19 protein-coding genes are annotated in these 21,657 nt (G+C 38.6%); 16 read left to right on the forward strand and 3 right to left on the reverse strand.

Annotated elements, in window-relative coordinates; translation table 11 throughout:
- Nucleotides 1–281 precede the first annotated feature (281 nt).
- From EL171_RS02300 to EL171_RS09910, 3 genes are all read left to right on the forward strand, one after another.
- Nucleotides 282–911, forward strand: coding sequence for a DUF47 domain-containing protein (locus EL171_RS02300; RefSeq protein WP_005385708.1), 630 nt, complete (start codon nucleotides 282–284; stop codon nucleotides 909–911).
- On the forward strand, nucleotides 904–1,902 hold the full coding sequence (locus EL171_RS02305) for an inorganic phosphate transporter (protein ID WP_005385710.1): 999 nt from the start codon (nucleotides 904–906) through the stop codon (nucleotides 1,900–1,902). The genes EL171_RS02300 and EL171_RS02305 overlap by 8 nt, the downstream gene beginning before the upstream one ends.
- 415 nt (nucleotides 1,903–2,317) lie before the next feature.
- Nucleotides 2,318–2,491 carry a hypothetical protein gene (locus tag EL171_RS09910; RefSeq protein ID WP_005385712.1) on the forward strand — a complete coding sequence of 58 codons (174 nt, stop codon included), beginning with the start codon at nucleotides 2,318–2,320 and terminating at the stop codon, nucleotides 2,489–2,491.
- 288 nt (nucleotides 2,492–2,779) lie between these two features.
- Here the strand turns inward: EL171_RS09910 and EL171_RS02310 are convergent, their stop codons facing one another.
- From EL171_RS02310 to EL171_RS02320, 3 genes are read right to left on the reverse strand one after another with little or no spacing between them, the layout of a single operon-like run.
- Nucleotides 2,780–3,784, reverse strand: a complete 1,005-nt coding sequence (locus EL171_RS02310) for an ABC transporter substrate-binding protein (RefSeq protein WP_005385714.1) — start codon at nucleotides 3,782–3,784, stop codon at nucleotides 2,780–2,782.
- 20 nt (nucleotides 3,785–3,804) lie between these two features.
- Complete coding sequence (locus tag EL171_RS02315) at nucleotides 3,805–4,551, reverse strand: ABC transporter ATP-binding protein (protein ID WP_039969014.1); 747 nt, start codon at nucleotides 4,549–4,551, stop codon at nucleotides 3,805–3,807.
- A 26-nt stretch (nucleotides 4,552–4,577) separates the two neighbouring features.
- Complete coding sequence (locus EL171_RS02320; protein ID WP_005385718.1) at nucleotides 4,578–5,585, reverse strand: FecCD family ABC transporter permease; 1,008 nt, start codon at nucleotides 5,583–5,585, stop codon at nucleotides 4,578–4,580.
- Nucleotides 5,586–5,941: 356 nt separating this feature from the next.
- On the opposite strand from EL171_RS02320, the gene EL171_RS02325 reads away from it, so the two are divergent.
- From EL171_RS02325 to EL171_RS02385, 13 genes are all read left to right on the forward strand, one after another.
- Nucleotides 5,942–6,406, forward strand: a complete 465-nt coding sequence (locus tag EL171_RS02325; RefSeq protein ID WP_005385724.1) for a PTS sugar transporter subunit IIA — start codon at nucleotides 5,942–5,944, stop codon at nucleotides 6,404–6,406.
- Nucleotides 6,407–6,418: 12 nt separating this feature from the next.
- Nucleotides 6,419–6,694 (forward strand): PTS sugar transporter subunit IIB, encoded by a 276-nt coding sequence (locus EL171_RS02330; RefSeq protein ID WP_005385725.1) that lies wholly within the window; start codon nucleotides 6,419–6,421, stop codon nucleotides 6,692–6,694.
- Between the two features lie 29 nt (nucleotides 6,695–6,723).
- The gene (locus EL171_RS02335) at nucleotides 6,724–8,091 is read left to right on the forward strand and encodes a PTS ascorbate transporter subunit IIC (protein ID WP_005385726.1); all 1,368 of its coding nucleotides are present in this window, start codon (nucleotides 6,724–6,726) and stop codon (nucleotides 8,089–8,091) included.
- Nucleotides 8,091–8,486: a YbaN family protein gene (locus EL171_RS02340; protein WP_126413436.1), complete on the forward strand. Its 396-nt coding sequence runs from the start codon at nucleotides 8,091–8,093 to the stop codon at nucleotides 8,484–8,486. Before EL171_RS02335 ends, EL171_RS02340 begins: the two co-directional genes overlap by 1 nt.
- Nucleotides 8,487–8,790: 304 nt before the next feature.
- Entirely contained in the window at nucleotides 8,791–9,681 is an 891-nt protein-coding gene (locus tag EL171_RS02345; RefSeq protein WP_005385728.1) for a helix-turn-helix domain-containing protein, read from the forward strand.
- Between the two features lie 181 nt (nucleotides 9,682–9,862).
- On the forward strand, nucleotides 9,863–14,947 hold the full coding sequence (locus tag EL171_RS02350; protein WP_005385730.1) for a TonB-dependent receptor domain-containing protein: 5,085 nt from the start codon (nucleotides 9,863–9,865) through the stop codon (nucleotides 14,945–14,947).
- A gap of 35 nt (nucleotides 14,948–14,982) precedes the next feature.
- Nucleotides 14,983–15,600 carry a MotA/TolQ/ExbB proton channel family protein gene (locus tag EL171_RS02355; protein WP_039969016.1) on the forward strand — a complete coding sequence of 206 codons (618 nt, stop codon included), beginning with the start codon at nucleotides 14,983–14,985 and terminating at the stop codon, nucleotides 15,598–15,600.
- A gap of 2 nt (nucleotides 15,601–15,602) precedes the next feature.
- Entirely contained in the window at nucleotides 15,603–16,010 is a 408-nt protein-coding gene (locus EL171_RS02360; RefSeq protein ID WP_039969325.1) for an ExbD/TolR family protein, read from the forward strand.
- 2 nt (nucleotides 16,011–16,012) lie between these two features.
- Nucleotides 16,013–16,807 carry an energy transducer TonB family protein gene (locus EL171_RS02365; RefSeq protein ID WP_005385736.1) on the forward strand — a complete coding sequence of 265 codons (795 nt, stop codon included), beginning with the start codon at nucleotides 16,013–16,015 and terminating at the stop codon, nucleotides 16,805–16,807.
- A gap of 45 nt (nucleotides 16,808–16,852) precedes the next feature.
- Entirely contained in the window at nucleotides 16,853–17,371 is a 519-nt protein-coding gene (locus tag EL171_RS02370) for a flavodoxin family protein (protein ID WP_005385737.1), read from the forward strand.
- 19 nt (nucleotides 17,372–17,390) lie between these two features.
- Nucleotides 17,391–19,031 (forward strand): heme anaerobic degradation radical SAM methyltransferase ChuW/HutW, encoded by a 1,641-nt coding sequence (gene hutW, locus EL171_RS02375; protein ID WP_039969019.1) that lies wholly within the window; start codon nucleotides 17,391–17,393, stop codon nucleotides 19,029–19,031.
- A 216-nt stretch (nucleotides 19,032–19,247) separates the two neighbouring features.
- On the forward strand, nucleotides 19,248–20,264 hold the full coding sequence (locus EL171_RS02380; protein ID WP_005385746.1) for a carbohydrate kinase family protein: 1,017 nt from the start codon (nucleotides 19,248–19,250) through the stop codon (nucleotides 20,262–20,264).
- 10 nt (nucleotides 20,265–20,274) lie between these two features.
- On the forward strand, nucleotides 20,275–21,636 hold the full coding sequence (locus tag EL171_RS02385) for a TrkH family potassium uptake protein (RefSeq protein WP_005385748.1): 1,362 nt from the start codon (nucleotides 20,275–20,277) through the stop codon (nucleotides 21,634–21,636).
- Nucleotides 21,637–21,657 lie beyond the last annotated feature (21 nt).

Raw genomic sequence — 21,657 nt, forward strand, 5'->3', positions numbered from 1 at the left:
ATAGTTAATTGATACATACTATAAAAGCATATATGGCTTAAGATAAACGGCAGATAGTTGATATTTCAATCACCTATCTGCTTTTTTATTTAGAATATTTAGGCGCCACCTGTATGATATCTAAATGTTGTTGATACTTTCACGCTAATGAATAGTATATATGCCATATACGCATAGTGGTTAGAATATAGAAATTGGTAAATTGTTTAGGAATTATGGTTAGTGTGCTATAATTAAATTATATTTATAGAAGCAATCAATACTGTTTCAGGAGGATCTTCATGGCTTTTAAATTAAAAGGAAAAGAAGAAAAATTTTTCAGTATTTTAGAAAATCATGCTGCTCTTACATATGAAAGTGCAGAGATGATGGAACGTGTGTTTAAAGGCGATATCTCTAAAGAAGAGGCTTTTCTTGAAATTGATACAAAGGAAAAAGCTGCCGATGAATTAGTAACCGAAACTGTAGAACGTTTGCGTAAAACATTTATCACTCCAATGGATCGCGAAGATATTCAGCTTCTAATCGACCAATTGGATACTACATTGGATAATATTAAAGAAATCATGGATAAAATGGTTATGTACCACGTTGGTAAGCCAAGTGATGGTGCTATCCGTATGAGTGAAATCGTTGTAAAATGCGTTAAGCATATTAATAAATCTATTGGTTATATGGGTAGCCTTAAAAAGGACCATGTGAAGGTAGAAGGCCGTGTACACCAAGTATTAAAACTTGAGTCTGAAGCGGATAATATTTACCACGAAGAAATGGCTAAACTCTTCACTGAGTGTACAGATCCTATTGAAATTATCAAATGGAAGGAAATCCTTAGCGCCATGGAGGATGTAATCGATGGTTGCGAAGATTTGGTAGGTACATTCCGCCGGGTAGTATTGAAATATGCTTGAGTCTCATTATTTAGTATGGCTAGTAGTATTTTTAGCATTAGCCTTCGACTATATCAATGGCTTCCACGATACGGCGAACGCCATTGCCACATCTGTTTCGACCCGTGCTATTGAGCCTAAAAAGGCTATTATGATGACGGCTGCACTCAATTTCTTGGGGGCCATGGTTAGTACAGGGGTTGCAAAGACAATCGGTGGAGATATCGTAATGTCTGCATCTCTTATCAACAGTGGAATCATTTCGGCTGCTCTTATCGGTGCCATTACATGGAACTTGCTTACATGGTATTGGGGGATTCCGAGCTCCTCATCTCATGCGCTTATCGGTGGTATCATCGGTGCTGTAGGCTGGTCCGTAGGCTTTGATGCCTTAAATGAGGCAGGTATTTTAAAAATTTTCTTATCCCTTATTTTATCTCCAATTGTAGCCATGATTGGTGGCTATATTGTGATGAAAGTATTGTTGCTTATCTTTGGTAGATTCTCTCCAATTGTACTAAATGATAGATTTAGATCCATGCAAATTGTATCTGCCATCATGATGGCCTTCTCACATGGCTCTAATGATGCGCAAAAGGCGATGGGGATTATTACGTTAACTTTGCTTAGTGGTGGCTTCATTGATACATTGGATGTACCATTATGGGTTAAACTTTGTTGTGCTACGGCTATGGCTATGGGTACAGCAGTGGGTGGTTGGAAAATCATCTCCACCATGGGGACTAAGATTTTCAAACTAGAAACAATTAATGGTTTTGCTGCTGACTTAAACTCTGCTATCACTATTTTTACAGCTACATTCTTACATTTACCTGTAAGTACGACACACGTTGTAAGTGGTTCCTTGCTTGGCGTAGGTTCCTCTAAACGTCTTAAAGCTGTTAACTGGGGCGTAGCAAGATCGATGGTGTTAGCTTGGTTTGTAACAATTCCATTATCTGGTATTGTAGCGGCTATTGCTTATGAAATCGGTCACTTATTATTTGGTTAATAAATAGCTATATAAAACTAAAAAAGACTGCGAGAGCAGTCTTTTTTTAGTTCTGTTGTTTAAGAATTGGATTAATTGAGTTATACAATTTATCAATTAGATTTTACTATTTTTTTTAGTTTATTATGAACCTGTCATCAAAGAATGTTGATATACACTAGGTTTTAAATACTATATTCTATAAAAGCGATTTATCTATATTTGGCAACGTTAATGTTATAATTCAAGTTGAATATAGAGAAATGCTTATAAATATGTGGTTTTCTTAATTATGCATTTTATTAATAAATACAGTTTATTGCTTGTTTAACAGTTGTTTTAGGATTGTTTATAATGAATAACTGTTGCATACTTATGTAGCAGAGGTTATACTATCGGTAGAAGGAGTTTTTCAAGTGAAAAGTGAGGTATGTATATGGCATGGGGTGGAACTAGACGCGGTGCCGGGCGCCCACGTAATCCGATTAAACGTATTGGTAGAACCATTCGACTAAGTGATGAAGAGTTTCTTTCACTCAAACCATTGATTATGGCCATCAAGGCAAATAATGATAAACGCTATAGGCAACAATGTACTAGAAATGTATAAATAGGCATTGTCACAGCATATAAACATAATAAACTTTTAATCTATTTTACAATAACCCATTATTTAAATCTTTCAACTACAACACATCTCTACTCTCTAACAATATGCTGTGTGCAATACAAGTAGTACGAAAAAGGTCCCAATTCATTGAATTGGGACCTTTTCCGTTACATATAGTATATGTCACAGTATATTTAACTACCTAGGACAAATACTATCTAATACTATATATAATTTTATTAACTTATAGGACTAGTTAATAGAATACTTTCATAGCTGAGTAAATCGTTAGTCGATTTTTACGCCGTGAATTTCTTCAGCTAAACGTTTTAAAGCATCTACTGTACGAACGCCAGGTGTGATCTCAGATAGTTTTACACGAATGAAATGACCTTCTTTTACAGCAGTGATATCTTGAAGTTGAGGGTTAGATTTGATTTTTTCAATTTTTTGTTGGAAATCATCATCGTTGCGAATGGAGTTACCATAGTCAGCAATAATAATGTAATCAGGATTTTGAGCAATTACAGTTTCCCAAGAACCTTTAGCCCATGTTTTATCAACGCCTAAACCGCTCATTACGTTATCAGCGCCGATAAGTTTCAAGATGTTTGTAGTGTAACCTTCGAAGGCTGTGAATGGTTGGCCATCTTCAGAGTCATAAATGAATACCCGTTTACGAGGTAAGTCTTTTAATTTAGCTTGGATAGCTTCTAACGTTTTTCGTTGACCTGCAACCCATTCTTCAGCTTTAGGTTTAACGCCGAAGATTTCACCTAATTTAATCATGTCGTTGAAGTTAGTTTCTAAATCCGCTTTCGTAGACAACATGGATTCAGGAAGCCAAATATTAACCTTTTGAGCGATCATTTTATCTGCAGGAATAGCGCGTTTGCTGAAGGAGTCAGGCCAGCCTGTTGCAAAGTCTGGCTTTACGGACATGAATACTTCGTAGGACGGCCATTTGTCGGATAATACTTTTACCTTGTCATAGGCCGCTTGTAGAGGTGGATAGATTTCTTCTTCTTTGAAAGCTGTACCAGCCATCTTATCTTCAAGACCTAGTTGGAGCATCATTTCTGTAGTTGCTTGGGACATGGATACTGCATGGGTAGGAGCGGATTTTACAGCAAAGTCAGTTTTTGTACCGTCAAATGTTTCACTCCATGTTACCGCATTGCCATTATCAGCAGTATTCTTAGTTGTATCAGAACCACAACCAGCAATAGCAAAGGTTGCGCATGCCATAGCGACTAATAACAATTTTTTTGATTTTCTTAATTTTTGGAACATAGTAAGCCCTTTCTTATGAATTAATAATATAAATGATAGCGCCCTTCATCCCAAGAGGTTTTGAAAGGAACTTCAAATATAGGTTCAAGAATTTCAGGTGTTAACACCTCGGTAGGGGAACCTTCCTTTAGGATGGTTCCCTCGTTCATAACAACAACATGATCGCAATATTGAGCGGCTAAATTCAAGTCGTGTAAGACTACGATAGTTGTGCCTGTAAACGCTCGCAATTGTTTCATCAGTGCTATTTTATATTTCATATCTAGATGGTTTGTAGGCTCATCTAAGAGTAGAATTTGAGGTTTTTGAGTTAATGCTTTGGCGATGAATACCCGTTGCTTTTCGCCACCTGATAAATGATGAATTTCTTCATCTGCTAAATGAGTAATACCTACTTCATGCATATAATGCTCTGCGATTTTTACATCCTCTGAGCTATATGTGCCGAAGTGTTGTTTGTAAGGATAACGACCCATAAGAACGATATCTTTTACGAGAAAATCATCAATCATAGAATCTCTTGATTGTGTTAGAACGGCTACTAATTGAGCAAATTCGCGGCCTTTATACGATTCTAATGGCCTTTGATTCAATATGATTTTATCTTTTGATGGTAGTAGTCGGTAAAGATGGCTCAGTAATGTAGACTTACCACATCCATTTGGCCCGATGATGGCTGTAATTTTATTATTAGGAAATGTTACAGAAATATTCTTTAACACTTCTTTCTTCTCGTAGGAGAAGGACAGCTGATTAATTTGATACATAGTATCTCCTATAGATATGATATACACTAACCATTGTGTTTGTAACGATTCATAATAATCCAAATGAAGAGTGGCGCCCCTAGTAAGGATGTAAGAACACCGATTGGGATTTCTTCCGGACTATATAGGGCTCTTGATAATACATCTGACCATATCATGACGATACTACCGATTAGAGCACTAAAAAGTAATGTGTTTCTATGCTTAGGACCACCTATAATTCTAGCTAGGTGTGGAATTATGAGTCCTATAAAACCGACTACACCCACTTTTGATACTAATGTGGCAATGACAATAGAGGATATAATAACGATGCTTAGCTGTAACTGTTTAACTGATAAGCCCATTTGTGCTGCTTCATGATTACCCAGTAGTAGCACATCAAGATCTTGATTAAACATATAGATGTATAGCATAAACAAGGTTACAATGATAGCCGTTAATGGTAAATCACCCCATTGAATGCCTGCAAAGCTACCTAGGAGCCAGAACATAGCACTACGAACTTGTGCCTCGTGCTTAGCTCCGTAGATGATCATCATAGTTAAAGCCGAGAAAATCCCCGTCATGCCCATACCGATGAGGATAAGTTTTACAGGACTATTGCTTTTACCAACACAGAGCAATACCAAGATAATAGAGAGAGCTGCACCTAGGGCTGCAAAAACAGGTGTATTATAGGCCTCTAGTAGTGGAATACCGCCCATGATGATAGCAAATACGGCACCTGTACTAGCACCCGATGAAACACCTAGTACATAGGGATCTGCTAGAGCATTTCTAGTTACCGTTTGCATTAATAAACCTACAAGGGATAGGCCTATACCTGTTAGTACTGAGTAGATGAGCCTAGGCAAACGAATATCCGTAATAATTGTGTTTGTCATGGACGTGGTCGCATTTGGGTCCATCATAGCCATAAGTGCAGGAATGATTTGATCTAAAGAAATAAATGTGGATCCAAATTGCAAGGCCGTTACCAATGAAATACATAATATTACACAAAGTATTAATGCTTTTATAGAAGTTTGCATAAAATCTCCTTATTCTGTTTTAAAGGTAATATAACCTTATCTAAGTATAGAGAACTTTCTATATATATACAATATACATACGTGTATAGGTATTGATTGTAGTAAATATAATTCTATAGAAGTTCTTTATAGAATTGAGCTCAAAGTGAAATTTGAAATAGGATTTTAGTACTAATAAAAATTTAGAATTGAGGATAAATATTCGTTCGTTAGTTTTGGGTAATCTATTAATAAAATAATAGAAAAATGTTAATTTTATTTATTTTTATTACTGTATTTCTATTTTGTTATATGAAAAAATTCACAGAATGGATATAATAAAAGTATGTACGTAAGTAAATTCAGGAGGTGTTAGCTTGTTACAAGATTTACTATCTGAGGATAATGTATCTTTTCATTATCCTGCAGAAACGTGGGAAGAGGTAATTCGTCACGGTGGCCAACTCATGGTTGATGCTGGTTTTACTGATCCATCTTATACGGAGGCTATGGTTGAAGTAGTACGTGAAATGGGGCCATATATTGTATTGGCACCAGGTCTTGCGATGCCACATGCTCGTCCGGAAAATGGGGCAAAACGTGTAGGTACTGCATTGGTAACCTTAGAAAAACCATTGAATTTTGGTAGTCCTGACAATGATCCTGTGTCTGTTGCGTTGTTTTTATGTGCTCCAAACAAGGATGAACATATTCAGTTGTTGACAGATATTGCTACATTATTTGAAGATGATGAGTTTTTAGATGCGGCTGCTGATTTTGAAAGTATTGAAGATGTACAAGCATTCTTGGCCGAGCATTTAGAAGATCAAGAATACGTTTAGTAGGAGGCAAGTATGATTTCTGTATTAACTGTATGCGGTAATGGCATTGGTTCTAGCTTGATGCTAAAAATGAAAATTGAAGAAATCTGTGCTGAAAATGGTATTGATGCACAAGTTGAATCTATTGATTTTAATGCCGCACAAGGTCGTAAAGCGGACCTTATTGTAACTGTAAAAGAGTTAGCTGAACAATTTGAAGACAAGAATGTCGCTATTGTTCGCAGCTATATTAATAAAAAGAAAATCACTGAAGATATTCTTGATGCATTGAAACAAGCAGCTCAATAATGTAACAACTATATATAGGAGGTAGTGCCATGGAAATGGTATTAGAGTTCTTACGTGATGTGCTGTCTCAACCAGCACTTTTGATTGGTATTATGTCATGTATAGGTTTGATTGCCTTGAAACGCCCGTTTCATAAGGTAATGACTGGTACATTAAAACCTATTCTTGGATACTTGATGCTCGCAGCTGGTGCAGGTGTTATCGTTAACAATCTTGATCCACTAGGTAAGATGATTGAGCATGGCTTCCATATTACTGGTGTAGTACCAAACAACGAAGCTATCGTGGCTGTAGCACAAAAGGTACTTGGCGTTGAAACGATGTCTATTCTCGTAGTAGGCTTATTGATGAACTTATGTATTGCTCGTTTCACCAAGTTCAAATATGTGTTCTTAACAGGTCACCATAGCTTATTTATGGCTTGTCTTATGTCTGCCGTACTCGGTACTGCAGGTTTGTCCGGTATGGAACTCATCCTTGTAGGTGGTTTCTTGATGGGCGCTTGGTCTGCTATTTCTCCAGCAATTGGCCAAAGCTATACATCTAAGGTTACAGAAGGCGATGAAATTGCTATCGGTCACTTTGGTAGTTTAGGTTATTATTTATCCGCTTGGGTTGCCAAATATGTAGGTAAAGCAGACGATAGTACAGAAGACATTGAAATTCCAGAAAAATGGGGTTTCTTGCGTGACTCTACTTTATCTACAGCATTGACTATGATCGTATTCTACTTGATTGCAGCCTTTGCAGCTGGTTCTGAGTTTGTAGCTACTTTATCTGGTGATATGAGTCCTTACTTATACGCTGTTATGAGCGCTATGAACTTTGCTGTAGGTGTAACAATCGTATACTCTGGTGTACGTATGATCTTAGGTGATTTAATTCCTGCATTCCAAGGTATTGCAACAAAAATTATCCCTAATGCTATCCCAGCAGTAGACTGTGCCGTATTCTTTACATATGCTCCAACAGCAGTAGTATTGGGCTTCATTAGCTCCTTTATTGGAGGTATCATTGGTATGCTCATCCTTGGCGCTGTAGGTGGTGTGTTGATCATTCCTGGTCTTGTACCTCATTTCTTCTGCGGTGCAACAGCAGGTATCTATGGTAATGCTACAGGCGGTCGTCGTGGTGCAGCAGTAGGTGCATTCCTTAATGGTTTGGCTATTACTTTCTTGCCAGCATTGGCATTGCCAGTTCTTGGTCAATTAGGTTTCCAAAATACAACATTTGGTGATGCAGACTTTGCCGTAATGGGTCTTGTACTTGGTCATACATTCGAATGGATTGGTATGGCTGGTATCTATGGTATCGTAGCGATTGCAGCTCTTGTACTTATCATTCCAAACTTTATTAAAACAAAAGGTAAAGTTATTAATTATGTAGAAGAGGAGTAATGAAAACAACTGAGCAACATAGTAATGTTGTAATACGATATATATTCCTTACTATAGGGGCTATTAGCTTTGCTCTTGGTACAGCGGGTATCGTATTACCACTATTGCCAACAGTACCTTTTTATATGCTTACCTTATTTTGTTTAGCTAGAGGATCTAAACGTTTTCATAAAATGTTTTTAGAATCTAGTTTATATCAAAAGACTGTTGGTGCTTATGAACGCGATAAAGCGTTAACGTTGCGGACAAAGTTGTCCATTTTCTTATCTGTGAGTACAATAATGGCGATTGGTGCGTATTTTAGTCAAGATATGCCCATTGCACTTGGTGTTATGGCCTTTGTATGGCTTGGTCATGTTATAGCATTAGTCTTTATTGTAAAAACAAAAAAATAAAGAATTATCTCTGATAATTCTAAATATAGCCTTGTAAGTTAGACTGCGTTGGTTTAACTTGCAAGGCTTATTTTATTATAAAATCAATCATACATAGAGTAGACTGTGTAATGAATGGATTTTAATGAATAGAGCGCTATATATTACTGAAATTATCTTATGTGGATTACAAATAGTAGAAACTTATATTTTTAAAGAAAAAATGAATTATTACAAAAATTAATTTGACAATGAATATCAATAAGTATACTATGATAATTGTGTAAGTGATAATTTATATAGTATTTGTGTATATGGTGATAGTATGAATCCACATAATCATGCAATTTCACATGCAGGACTTACTATGTCGAGACATACGGTGTTTGACGGTATCGATCTATTATTTCTGGATGTGAAAGAAGAGTCGGTTCAATTTTATGCTAAATCACATACCAAGACATTTGCCATAAATCATTGTGAAGAGGGGCGCATCGAGTGTAAGTTTACATCTGGGGAATATTTATATATGGGGCCAGGAGATATGTCATTAGGATGGCATACTCATGCTGACTACCAACATAAAAATTATTTCCCTACAAAACTTTTTAAGGGAATTGTATTACTCGTAGATGTAGAAAAAGCGCAACCTGTATTGGATTCGCTTGTTACTGAGTCACGTATTAATTTAACAAGCCTAGCTGAACGATTTTGTGAGCATTCCGAGTACGGTATGATGATGGAAGAAACTGAATCGGTTAGACAGATTTTTTCTAGCTTATATAAAGTGCCTGACCAAATCAAAGGGCACTATTTTAAATTAAAGGTTATTGAGATCTTTTTGTTATTATCTGTAATTTCTACGAGCAATAATGAAAAGAGAGCAACCTATCGGAAACAGCAGGTTGATATTGTGAAAGCTGTTAACGAATATGTATCTACTCAGTTTATGAAGCGTATTACAATTGAGACATTATCTGAACAATTTGATGTACCTACGTCTACATTAAAAAGATGTTTTAAGGGCGTATATGGTACGACGATACATCAATATTTAAAAGAATGTCGTATTAATGCGGCTAAGAGGTTACTCCATGAAACGGATCAATCGATTCTAGAAATTGCTAATGCCGTAGGCTATGAGAATGGCAGTAAGTTTACTAGTGCCTTTAAAGAGGCTACTGGTGTAACTCCAAGTGCTTATCGTAAGATATAACAATTTAATATTGTCCGAAACGTATATTTTTGGTCTTTTCGGAGTAGATATGCAAGATACACTTTGCTAACATTAAAATGTAAATGATATTCAATGTCATTATATGTTGGTAGAGTGTATCTTTTTATTTGAGAGTGAAAGATACAAAACGTATAATTAGTTAAAATTTGAGGAGGGCACAATGGACCGGTGGGGACATACAAAGCGCACCATAATTCTGTCTAGTGCAGTTGCCTTGTGGCTTAGCGCACCTCTTGTAGTATGGGCTGAGAATGCAACCGTTACTACAGATGTTGTTCATGTTAAAGGAACATGGGCAGAAGAAGCAGCCAAATTAGACTCACAGCAAGTGCAAATCATTACCAAGAAAGATATTGAGAAAAAGCAGGCGAAGTCCGTCGAAGATATTATTTTTACACAAACTGGCGTCTCTAGAACTGTAGATGCTATGGGCCGTGTAGGTGTATCTATTCGTGGTGCAGAAGCGCGTCACACACTTATTTTAGTAGATGGTCAACCAGTACTAGGCGATTTTGATAAGTACTCCGGTGCAGCAGATGAAGTTCAACGGTTAGGTGCAGAAAATGTTGAACGTATTGAGGTTATCCAAGGGGCAGCCAGTGCAAAATACGGTTCAGATGCTATTGGTGGTGTTGTTAACATCATCACAAAAAAAGCACAGAAGAAACCGATCTTACAATTAAACGCAGAAGGTATGCGTCGTAAGAGTGATGGTGATACATTCCCATTCCAAAACTTCTTTATTCGTGCCGACTCTGGTCAAATGGGTAAGTTAAAGGTTGGTTTGTCAGGCAGTAAACGTGATCTAATGCCTGTTTTAGCATCCGTTAAACGTCGAGATTCTGGCATGGCTTTTGATTATGCAAAACATAATTTTAAGCCAAATGTGCTTCGTTATTATGGTGATGCGGCTGATATCGGTCTTGTAGCAACCTACGAAGCTAATGATAAGAATAAATTTGAAATGCGACTTAACCGCTACACAGAAGACCTTGTACGCGATGTTAAGCACTCCGACTCTGATTTAGAGCCTCAACAACATTTCAAACGTACCGCAGACCGCAATACGGCTAATTTACAATGGTCCTCCCGAGCAGGCAAAAGCGATTGGACTGTTGAAACTAACTACTCCCGCATTAAAGAAAATGATGTAGCCCTCATTAGCTATACAGGTCGCTCCGCCTATGAAGGCTCCAATGAGTTGCGTTATATCGATAACATCGATCATCGTCAATTGGATATTCGAGCTAATGCGAATACACAGCTTAATAAAAATCATTTGCTTAGCTACGGCGTAAGTTATGCTCGTGAAGAAGGTTCTGGTAGCCGCTTAAAGAGTTCTCCTAATACAAGTACCATGTACATTGATCCTTGGGATTACGATAAGAGCTTATTAGTGGATAAACTAGACCGCCTTGTAAGACGTAAAGGCGATAATAGCATCAAGGTTTACTCTCATATCCACGATTATAAATTCATTAATTCCGGTGGTGGTATGCCGCAATGGGATATGGATTATGAATATTATGGTGCAGAAACAGATGCTCAAAAACCAGGTATAACTTATGATGACTATATAAACTATGGTTTGTCTGAAAGTAGATTAAGTGATTGGTCTAGTACATCTCCTAATAATCAACCTGTAACAGATGAGTTCAAAGCTCGTTATAAGGCTTTAGAAGACCGTTTGAAAGCAGAAAATCCTGTATTATCTGCCACACGTGCCAATATTGTAGGTGACTATTTTAAATATGGCGAGTCCAATGATCCTGAGATGCGCAAAAAGGCACCTAAGCTAAATGGTAAAGCCTTCCTAGAAGAATATCGTAGCCGTGATCAACGCTTAACAACTGGTAGCGGTACGATTCGTAAGTTAAATGCTTATGTTTCTGATACATGGCAGGTAAATAAGAACTTAACATTATCCCCAATTCTTCGCTTTGATAACAGCAGCTTATTTGGTTCTAATTTATCTGCGTCCTTAGGCATGACCTATAACGTTAAAGGTAATACTCACCGTAGATTTAAAGCCAATGTAGGGACGGGCTATACAGAACCAGGTATGGGCGAATTGTGGTACAACTGGGAAATGTATGCTTCTAACCCTGTTGGTATTGGGGTTGCAAAACTTGGTTGGTACTGGGCTGGCAATCCTAATTTGAAACCTGAGAAATCTGTTAACTTTGACATGAGCTTAGAAGGTGAAAATAAGAATACTTATGCTCGTGTAGGCGTATTCCATAACCGCATCAAAAACTATATGTCTGTATACTTCACAGGGGACTTTATGGACTTTGCTCCATACCTCAAAGGTGATGCTAAGTACCAACGTGCACCAGACATGATTTATAGCTTTAAAAATATTGGTAAAGCTGAAATTACGGGCCTTCAAGCAGAGGTACAACAAAAATTCGGTAAGTATTGGTCCGGTAAGCTCGGGTATACATACTTGCATGCGATCAATAAGAGTGATCCAACAATGCCTCGACAATTGTTGGATAAACCAATGCATAAGGTTGATATTGGTATTACCTATGACAACCCTAAATCCGGTTGGAATGGTTCCATTTGGGGCGATTACTATATCAATATGCTTGATAGTAATACTCTTAATAATGGTGGCAACTACTGGCCAGATATTTTATCTGGTGATGCAGGCGTATATAAGAAGCAAACCTATGAAAAGAAAACATTTGGCATTTGGAACGTAATGGTTCAAAAACGATTCAATAAAAATGCCATGATGTACTTTGGCATCAATAATATCTTTAACCATCGCGATGATGACCGTGCTACGCAAGAACGTGTGTATCGTGTAGGGGTTAACCTTAAATTTGGTGGTGGAGACAGCAGTAAAACGACAGCTATCGGTAAGACTAAGGATGGTACAAAAGGTAGCGTAACAGGTGCAAATGTAACGGATACTAATGGGAAAGTTACAAATGGTGAATCCGGTGTACAAAACGTATCTGATGTGGTTCGCTTAACTGATTTTATTCATTCTGATTTCGACACTACTAAAGAACGTGGTGTTACATTAGTTGGCGACTACAGAGCACGTTGGATGGCACATGATGGCTCTAATAGACCACAATCTCCATTTAGAGAAAATTCCGCTATTGGTTCTGCAAAAGCTAATATGTACGATGCCAATCGTCATAGCTTTGAACAACGTTTGCGCCTAGGCTTCGATGCTCGTCTTAATGAGTTTACCAATCTCAAAGTTATCGGTAGTGCAACTGGTATGAGCGGTGTTGATACAAGCTGGACACAATCCGATTCTAAAGGCTTTAACCATCAACGAATCGACACAGTTGATCTCACAAGACGCGTTAAAAAATGGGATGTATCGGTAGGTCGCTTAACAGAACCTATGGGGGCTAGTGGCTACTGGTTTGGTCAATCTTATGATGGCGTTCGTGCCGTTTGGAATGGTAATGACTCACAAGTTCGTATTGGTGTTGGTACTTTCAAACATAGTACAGGTATTACTGATTCGGCTTATACTCATGCAGTACATGAAGTTATTTATAGACCGCCAACAGCGGCTGAATTGATTGGTATCAATCGTGATGAATATCCATATGATATCAACAGTGCTACAAAAACTGGCTCTGATGGTGAGAAAAAATCTAGTGAAGATACAGCTGCACCAGATAGCCCTAATGGTATTTATGATTCTACTTATAAAGGTAAGACAGATAGCATTTACTTCTATCAACAACTGAAAGAATTGCAAGCTGAATATGAAGCTTATAAAGAAACCTTGGATTTAAGCTGGAGTAATCCAAATCGCGATCAAGAGCTTGAAAAGGCAAATGCTAAGCTTGTGGAAACACAACAAAAACAAGCTCAAGTGATGAGCCGCTTACAAGATATTCTTGCTAAGGCATACCCTACAGATATGGCTGAGAAGAAATTCTCCCTCGATATACCATCTGGTGGTTATGCAATGTATGAAATCACTAATAAGAATACAGGGGAAAAACTCTATAAGACCGGGGACATTATGTATAATGTGAACTCTTCTTTATACCCTGAATACTTAAAAGAAAAGGCTAAAGGTCTTATCGTATCTGCTGATAATAAAGATGCTTTAGTAAATCCTAAAGCCTATGTTGAAAAACATGGTGACGAGATTAATCAATCCGTAGCAGAAATTGCTAAATATAATGCTACAGATAACTGGAGCAACTATAACAATAGTGAACTTGATGTGGTTTGGGTTAAACAGCCAGATGGCACATTCAAACAATCTTATGATTACTATGGACAACCAGCTAGTGATTATGAGTTCACTGGTTACTTAGGTGCTAAAACATATAAATACGATAGTGGTAGTTATGTATTTAGTGATTATGATGCTAAAGATGCAATTTACAAAAAGAACTTTACAATGTCCTCTAATGACTGGGGTGAAGGTAGTTCTTACTATGGTTGGGGCATGCCAAATGCATTGTTCAACTATATGTATAATCTTGAAAAGGTTGTACATGATGCAGAGTCTGAAAACAAATTACCACGTGAAGCGATTGGTAAGATCATTGGTAACTTGATTCGTACAGAAGGGGTAGTTCTTGAAAAAGATACTGTACCAGCTATTGATAAAGCTGCCTTTGTTCAATACAAGAAACAAATAGGCTCTCGTCTTGGGTTACAAGCGTGGTATTTACGCTCCTTTGGCGGTAAAACGCATACATACCTAAATGCAAATGGCAACGGTAATGATGAATATAGCTTCTCCAATGTAGCTCATGTATTCGGTATCGGTGCTAAATATCAGTTAGGTGCTAATGCATCTGTTACCGTTGATTACGGTCAAAACCGTTCCAACTTGGGTCGTTATTTAAATGGTAACACTGTATACCAACACGAACGTGGCACAGCCGACTTTGCTCTTAAAGGTCATCAAATGGGTGGTACACCACACTTCTGGATGGCTCGTCTAGATATTGGTCGTGCCGACCTAGATATTCCTAAATCTTGGAATGCGTTCATCGATTACAAATACTTTGAACATGGCTCCTTCTTCGGTGGTAATGGTAGTGGTGCAGTTCCGGATCGTTATCTCGACGGTATTCGCAGCTTTACATTCGGTGCTGGCTATGTGCCTCGCAAGGATTTACTCCTTGAAGCATTCTACACATTTGATGCGAAAGGTACTAATAAACGAGATACGTTATATGGTAGTGAAAGCTTTAAGTTAGGCGATTATACAAGAATTCAAGGGACCTACAGGTTCTAATGTTCAGTCTGTAAACAGGCAGAAAGGTTACTAATATGGAAAACTTAAATTATGTCATTCACTTGTTTCATAGCGGCGGATATGTAATGTATCCATTATTACTCTTGTCTTTCATGGTTATCGCTATCGCTGCAGAACGAGCTTTCTACTATCACAAATATGCCGGTAAAACTTTCGTTGTTACCCATGCAGTCAATGAACTAGCAAAATTACAAAATTGGGCAGAAATTGATAAAGTAATCAAAGAAAACCCATCTATTGCGAGCCGTATTGCAGAAGCAGGTTTACATAATGCTTCTAGCGAGGAAGCTATGAAAACAGCCTTTGCTGACCAAATGGGCGTAGACGCAGTAGGCTTCCGTAAATATATGGACTATCTCAGTGCTACCGTTACAATCTCTCCATTATTGGGCCTATTAGGTACAGTAACAGGTATGATTGGTTCTTTCAGTATCCTCGACTCCGGTGCGGGCGCATCTGCTATTACTGGTGGTGTTGGTGAAGCCCTCATCGCTACAGCATCTGGTTTGTGCGTAGCCATCATGGCCTTTATTGTATATACAGTATTCAGTCATCGTTTGGATGCTATCATTAACCAAATTGAAAATATGTGTGTTAGCATTGTTAGCGCTAAGCGAGAAGGGTGGAAATGATTATGAACTTACAAAGCTTTCGTATGAAAACAAAGCCTGAATTCATGATTATCCCAATGATTGATATTATCTTCTTCTTGTTGGTATTCTTCATGATGAATAGCTTACAAACAGTGGCTCAAAAAGCATTATCTGTACAATTACCACAAGCTACTAGTGCATCTGCACCGGCTCAGTTACCAGTTGTATTTACACTTGATGCGGAAGGGCATATTACAATTGATAACAATCCAATGAGTATTGATCAAGCAGAAGCTATGATTAAACAACGGATTCAAGAAAATCCTAACGCTAGTGTTATCTTACAAGCCGACAAACGTGCAGCTCATGGTCAAGTAGTAGCGATTATGGATATGCTAAAGCAATCTGGTGTTAAACGCTTGGCTATTGCAGCTGAACAGAAAGGATAACTATGGGACTAGGCATATCATGGAAAAAAGCAGCCATTATATCCGCCGTAGTTCATCTTATTGCTCTATTTATTGCCGTAATCTTTTTCGTAGTGGTTCCAGCAATTCAAGACATGGAAACTTATGAAATCGACCTCACACAAAGTGTGCTCGATGATGGCGGCAGTGGTCATGCCGGCGGTGGTGGCGGAAACAGGTCAGACCTATTCCCTAAACCATTATCGGCTGATGAAGTAGCGGCAAGAACAAAGGCTGTTGTAGCAAATGTTGATCCATCTACTGCAAGAGATATTCCTGATGCAGTAGATGTACCCCCGAAAGGCGGCGAACATAAAGGTAATACCTCTGGTGATAATTCCACAGGTGGTTCCGGCCCCGGACATGGTGGCGGCTCTGGCGGTGGAAACGGTACAGGTGATGGCACTGGCAATGGTGATGGCCAAGGTCAGGGGAATGGTAAGGGTGACGGCACTGGTAAAGGTGACGGTCATGGTACGGTGAAAGCTGCATTTGATGTAGAAGGATTCCGTGCAAGAGTGCAAGATAATGCACAAATGCCTTCCATGGCTTTAAAAAGAAAATTACAAGGCGATGTGACTGTACAAGTAACACTTGATACAAATGGTAGTCTTATTGGACAAAGTATCGTATATTCTACAAATGAAATATTCAATGATGCGGCAATGTCTGCCGTAGTGGCCGCAACACCATATAAAAATCCAACTGGAGCAGATATCGATATCAAGGTACCAGTTGAGTTTAGAGGTCATGAATCATCTGATGATGAAGATGAATAGAAGTATCTATGTAATAGACCTATCTATGAATTAAAGGAGCTAATTATGAAATCAATTATTTTATATTCTTCCCTCACGGGAAATACAAAAAGGGTGGCGGAAGCAATGGCTTCTGTAATGCCTGAAGGTACACCTTGCGTTCCTGTAAAAGAGGCGCCTGAGAATTTAGCTGATTATGATACTGTTTTCGTAGGTTTCTGGGTAGACCGTGGTACAGCAAATAAAGAGGCTGCTAAGTTAATTGAAACTTTGAAGAATCCTAACATCGTATTCTTTGCTACATTAGGTATGTATGCAGATTCTGATCATGCTCGTGAAAGTATTGATAAAGCATCTGAATTACTACAAAATAAAGAGTCCCTTGTAGATGGATTCGTATGCCAAGGTAAAATTGATCCAAAAGTCATTGAAATGATGTATAAAATGTTCCCACCTGGATCTGCTCATGGTCAAAGCCCTGAACGCGATGCCTTACATAAAGCGGCTGAAACGCATCCAGACGAACAAGACTTTGCAAATGCAAAAGAATTTACGAAATCTGTACTTGCAAAGTTGCAAGCCTAAACTGAAAGGGGATTGGAGTATGAGTTTAGCAAGTTTCTTTGAATCCATTCCGGAGAAACAACGCAATCTACAATTAGGTTTAGAATGCGATAATCCGATGAGTGGTGCATTCCCTCATAAACGGGTTGTTCATGCAGGGCTAAATGGCACCTTAGTTTCGCCAAAGGAAACACAAGCCGTTTGGGATACCTTAATGAATGGCACACCGAAAAAGGGTGAAATGCAATGTGCTTACATTCACATTCCATTTTGTAAGACAAAATGCACATATTGTGGTTTCTTCCAAAACGGTACGAGTCAAAGTGTAGAGGACCAATATATTGATGGTCTTGTTAGCGAGTTAAAACTAGCTAGTGAGCGTCCAAGATTAAAAGATGGATTAATCCACGCCGTATTTATCGGCGGAGGCACACCAACATCGCTATCTCCAGCAAACTCTGAACGATTGCTAAAAGCAATTAAAGAATATTTGCCACTAGCTAACGATTATGAACTGACCTTAGAAGGTCGTATTCACGACTTGATTCCTGAAAACCTCGACGTATGGATGGCAAATGGTGTTAACCGTATGTCCATTGGTGTACAATCTTTCAACACCGAGGTACGTCAAATGGTGGGCCGTTTAGATACAAGAGAAACAGTATTAGAACGGTTAGCTGCGTTAAAAGCCTATGGTCAATGTTCCGTAGTTATCGACTTGATTTACGGCTTACCAGGCCAAACTATGGAGGTTTGGGAACAAGATTTGGCTGATCTAGTAAGCTCCGGCGTAGACGGTGCAGACCTATACCAACTAAATGTATTTGATGGTAGCGATCTTAATAAAGATATTGCAAAAGGCAAGGTACCCGCTGCTGCTACAACTGCTATGCAAGGGGATATGTTCGAGTTTGGTCGGAAATACTTAGATGAACGTTCCTATCGTCGATTGAGTGCGGCTCACTGGAGTGCGAACAATCGTGAACGTAGCTTGTATAACATCTTAGCTAAAGCTGGTGTTCCTATGTTCCCATTCGGCAGTGGTGCCGGTGGTAACGTTGATGGGTACGGCATGATGTTACATCGTGCATTAAAGCCATACGAAGATATGGTTAGCCGCGGTGAAAAACCATTTATGGCTCTTATGAAACAAAGTGAATTACAACCCATTGTAAATCAAGTTGTAAGCCAACTTGAACAAGGGTTCCTCAATATTATGAGTTTGGTAACACTAGATCCAAGACTAGAAGAATTAAACTGGCTCTATGAATTATGGGAAGAACGTGGCCTCGTAGCTTACAATGGGTTACTTTATAAATTGACTGCAGCTGGTGAATTCTGGACTGTAAATCTTACACAAAGTACCTTGGAGGCTGTGGAGTATATCATGACTGGTAAAAACTCCTTCGCTATGGAAGCGGTGGCTGCCCAAGATACGAAAACAACGTCTAAAGATAATCCTAACCAAGAGGTACGTGGTATTGGTCAAGGTAAAGCTAATATTTCCGTACCAACAGATGAAGACTCCGAAGCACAACGCAAGGAAGCCCTTATAGCTAAGGCAAAAGCAGAAATTGCGAAAAGCGGTGCATCTGGTGAGTCAGCAAATCGAATGGTACAAGCTATGTACAATTTGAGTGCTGATGAAATTGAATATATGATGGAACGTATGATGTCTTAACCTGTTATATTACACCTTATATCTAACAACCTTTCTCACATACAACATATACTAAACAAGACAAACTACGTGACATACAGTACACTTTGTACTACAAAGTAGCCCCAGACCATGGTCTGGGGTTTACTTTTTATAAGGTGAAAGGTATTCTGTAATAAAAGAGCTAGAGTATAATTGTTGTATGAATCGTTGTGGTTTCGGAGTTAGGAGATTAGTATGAGTACATTTCCTCAAAAACATATAGATATTGTTGGCATAGGTGCCAGTACATTAGATCGATTTATCGTCGTCGATCATTATCCTACAGGCCGTGAGGTACAACAAGTCGTATCGTCTACTACAGATGGTGGTGGGCCAGTGGCTACAGCACTAGCGGTGGCAGGAAAATATGGTGCCCGTACCGCTATGATTGATAGCATTGGTGATGACACGGTAGGTCGTCATATATTAGATGACTTTGAAAAATACAATGTTAATACAGAGGCAATTCAAGTTGAACGCGGTGCTAAGAGCGGTGTGGCAACAATCCTCGTAAAACAGAGTACTGGTGAGCGTGCTATATTTTTTGAACGGTCTACTGCAACTGAGCCTGAGTTTTTAGATACCCATAAGCAGCTGATAGGATCTGCCTATATTCTGCATATCAATGGTCGACATCGCCAACTCATGCGCTCTGCTATGGCCGTTGCAAAAGAGGTAGGCACTATCATTTCTTTAGATGGTGGTGCTCAGCGTTACGATGCAGACATGAAGCCTATTACAGAAGCCAGTCACATCGTTATCGTAGCTCGTGATTATGCTGAAAAATATACGGGCACAACTAATCTAAAAGAGGCTTGTCGTATCATTCATGAACGAGGTGCATGTATTGCAGGTGTTACGGATGGTGCAAATGGTAGTTATTTTGTTTGGCCTGATGGAACATTTTATCGATGTGAACCATTTACTCAATCTACCGTAGTAGATACAACGGGGGCTGGGGATAGCTTTCATGGTGCTTTTCTAGCTAATTTAGTATATACAATTAATCATATGAAGGGGCAAGACACAACTTCGACGACTAAGCATGACCGTGCATCTATACATGCTGTAGAGTTGCTCAAAGCTTGTGCACATTCTGATTTAGAGAAGGCCGCTATTTTTGCATCTGCAGTAGCTTCTTTAAATACACAAGGCATAGGCGGGCGCAGTCCACTACCAACGTTAAAGTCAGTGCAGGAACTAATAGGATAGGACTATAGTTATGTGGAAAAATACTTCAAAAAATCAAGTTCAGCAATATATGCAACATAATCCTTATCGCCTATTAGCCCTTAGCTTTTTTGCTACCATGACTATAGGGACGATATTACTCATGTTGCCCATATCACATGCTCAAGGCCTTAGTACAACGCTTGTAGATGCAGCTTTTACCGCAGTATCTTGTGTTTCTGTAACTGGATTGTCAACAGTAGATACCTATCATCATTGGTCCTTGTTTGGCAAAATCGTCATGGTAATCCTTATCCAATTAGGTGGTTTAGGGATTGTTTCCTTTACCACTATTATTGCTCTAGTATTAGGGCGACGGGTAGGTCTGAAAAATCGCGTGCTTTTGTCAGAAGATGTAGGGCAAGATGGCATGAAAGGGCTTCTACACATTACGAAGAAGCTAACCATTTATACCTTTTGTGTCGAAATAATTGGGGGTATTATCTATACCATTCAGCTATATCCCTATATTGGTGATGCTGCTTTATATACGGGGATTATGCAATCTATTTCCAGCTTTTGTAATGCAGGATTTATATTCTTTGATAATGATCTACCTTATGCTATGGTGGGCGATGTATTATTTAATATGAATACAATGGCCCTTATTGTAATAGGTGGTTTTGGGTATCTCGCAACTTTTGATATTTGGTCGCATCGCAAGCTACGACGATTTGTAGATTTAAAACTACATACAAAAATAATGTTAGTTGGTACAACGGCGCTCATCCTTTTAGGGACTATTATTTTCTTGGGGGTTGAGTGGGCGAATCCCAAAACGTTTGGTCCTTTACCTATATGGAACAAGATCATGGCATCTCTGTTTCAATCGATTACACCTCGTACAGCGGGGATTGCAACTGTAGATTATAATGATTTACATCCAATTACACTGTTTATTACCATCATTTTTATGTTTATTGGGGCAGGTCCTAACTCTACAGGGGGCGGTGTTAAGATTAGTACTATTGCCGTCGCTTTTCTAGCATCGCGTACATTATTTAATAACCGTTCTGATACAGAGGTTTTTGAACGTCGTATCTCGTTGATTACTGTACTTAAGGCAAATGGGATAATCTTTTTATCTATCCTTTTTGTTTTATTTGCTACTTGTTATTTGGCTTGGGATGAGCCATATGACTTTATTCGACTGCTTTTTGAGGTAACTTCTGCCTTTGGGACCGTAGGTCTTACAACGGGTATTACACCTAATTTATCTGAAAGTAGTAAATGGGTGTTGATGCTTGTTATGTTTACAGGTCGTGTAGGGGTTATGACTGTTATTGGTACTTGGGCGCTAAGAACGGCACCGACTAAACCAATTAGCTATGCAGAAGAGCGTGTATTGTTATAAAAATAGATTAGATTGAATATA

The sequence above is a fragment of the Veillonella dispar genome, from assembly GCF_900637515.1.
Taxonomy (GTDB): Bacteria; Bacillota; Negativicutes; order Veillonellales; family Veillonellaceae; genus Veillonella; species Veillonella dispar.

Excerpts from the sequence above, each read along its gene's own strand:
- EL171_RS02300 (WP_005385708.1), top strand. The coding sequence starts at position 282 with ATGGCTTTTAAATTAAAAGGAAAAGAAGAAAAATTTTTCAGTATTTTA.
- EL171_RS02305 (WP_005385710.1), top strand. The coding sequence starts at position 904 with ATGCTTGAGTCTCATTATTTAGTATGGCTAGTAGTATTTTTAGCATTA.
- EL171_RS09910 (WP_005385712.1), top strand. The coding sequence starts at position 2,318 with ATGGCATGGGGTGGAACTAGACGCGGTGCCGGGCGCCCACGTAATCCG.
- EL171_RS02310 (WP_005385714.1), bottom strand. The coding sequence starts at position 3,784 with ATGTTCCAAAAATTAAGAAAATCAAAAAAATTGTTATTAGTCGCTATG.
- EL171_RS02315 (WP_039969014.1), bottom strand. The coding sequence starts at position 4,551 with ATGTATCAAATTAATCAGCTGTCCTTCTCCTACGAGAAGAAAGAAGTG.
- EL171_RS02320 (WP_005385718.1), bottom strand. The coding sequence starts at position 5,585 with ATGCAAACTTCTATAAAAGCATTAATACTTTGTGTAATATTATGTATT.
- EL171_RS02330 (WP_005385725.1), top strand. The coding sequence starts at position 6,419 with ATGATTTCTGTATTAACTGTATGCGGTAATGGCATTGGTTCTAGCTTG.
- EL171_RS02335 (WP_005385726.1), top strand. The coding sequence starts at position 6,724 with ATGGAAATGGTATTAGAGTTCTTACGTGATGTGCTGTCTCAACCAGCA.
- EL171_RS02340 (WP_126413436.1), top strand. The coding sequence starts at position 8,091 with ATGAAAACAACTGAGCAACATAGTAATGTTGTAATACGATATATATTC.
- EL171_RS02345 (WP_005385728.1), top strand. The coding sequence starts at position 8,791 with ATGAATCCACATAATCATGCAATTTCACATGCAGGACTTACTATGTCG.
- EL171_RS02350 (WP_005385730.1), top strand. The coding sequence starts at position 9,863 with ATGGACCGGTGGGGACATACAAAGCGCACCATAATTCTGTCTAGTGCA.
- EL171_RS02355 (WP_039969016.1), top strand. The coding sequence starts at position 14,983 with ATGGAAAACTTAAATTATGTCATTCACTTGTTTCATAGCGGCGGATAT.
- EL171_RS02360 (WP_039969325.1), top strand. The coding sequence starts at position 15,603 with ATGAACTTACAAAGCTTTCGTATGAAAACAAAGCCTGAATTCATGATT.
- EL171_RS02365 (WP_005385736.1), top strand. The coding sequence starts at position 16,013 with ATGGGACTAGGCATATCATGGAAAAAAGCAGCCATTATATCCGCCGTA.
- EL171_RS02370 (WP_005385737.1), top strand. The coding sequence starts at position 16,853 with ATGAAATCAATTATTTTATATTCTTCCCTCACGGGAAATACAAAAAGG.
- hutW (WP_039969019.1), top strand. The coding sequence starts at position 17,391 with ATGAGTTTAGCAAGTTTCTTTGAATCCATTCCGGAGAAACAACGCAAT.
- EL171_RS02380 (WP_005385746.1), top strand. The coding sequence starts at position 19,248 with ATGAGTACATTTCCTCAAAAACATATAGATATTGTTGGCATAGGTGCC.
- EL171_RS02385 (WP_005385748.1), top strand. The coding sequence starts at position 20,275 with ATGTGGAAAAATACTTCAAAAAATCAAGTTCAGCAATATATGCAACAT.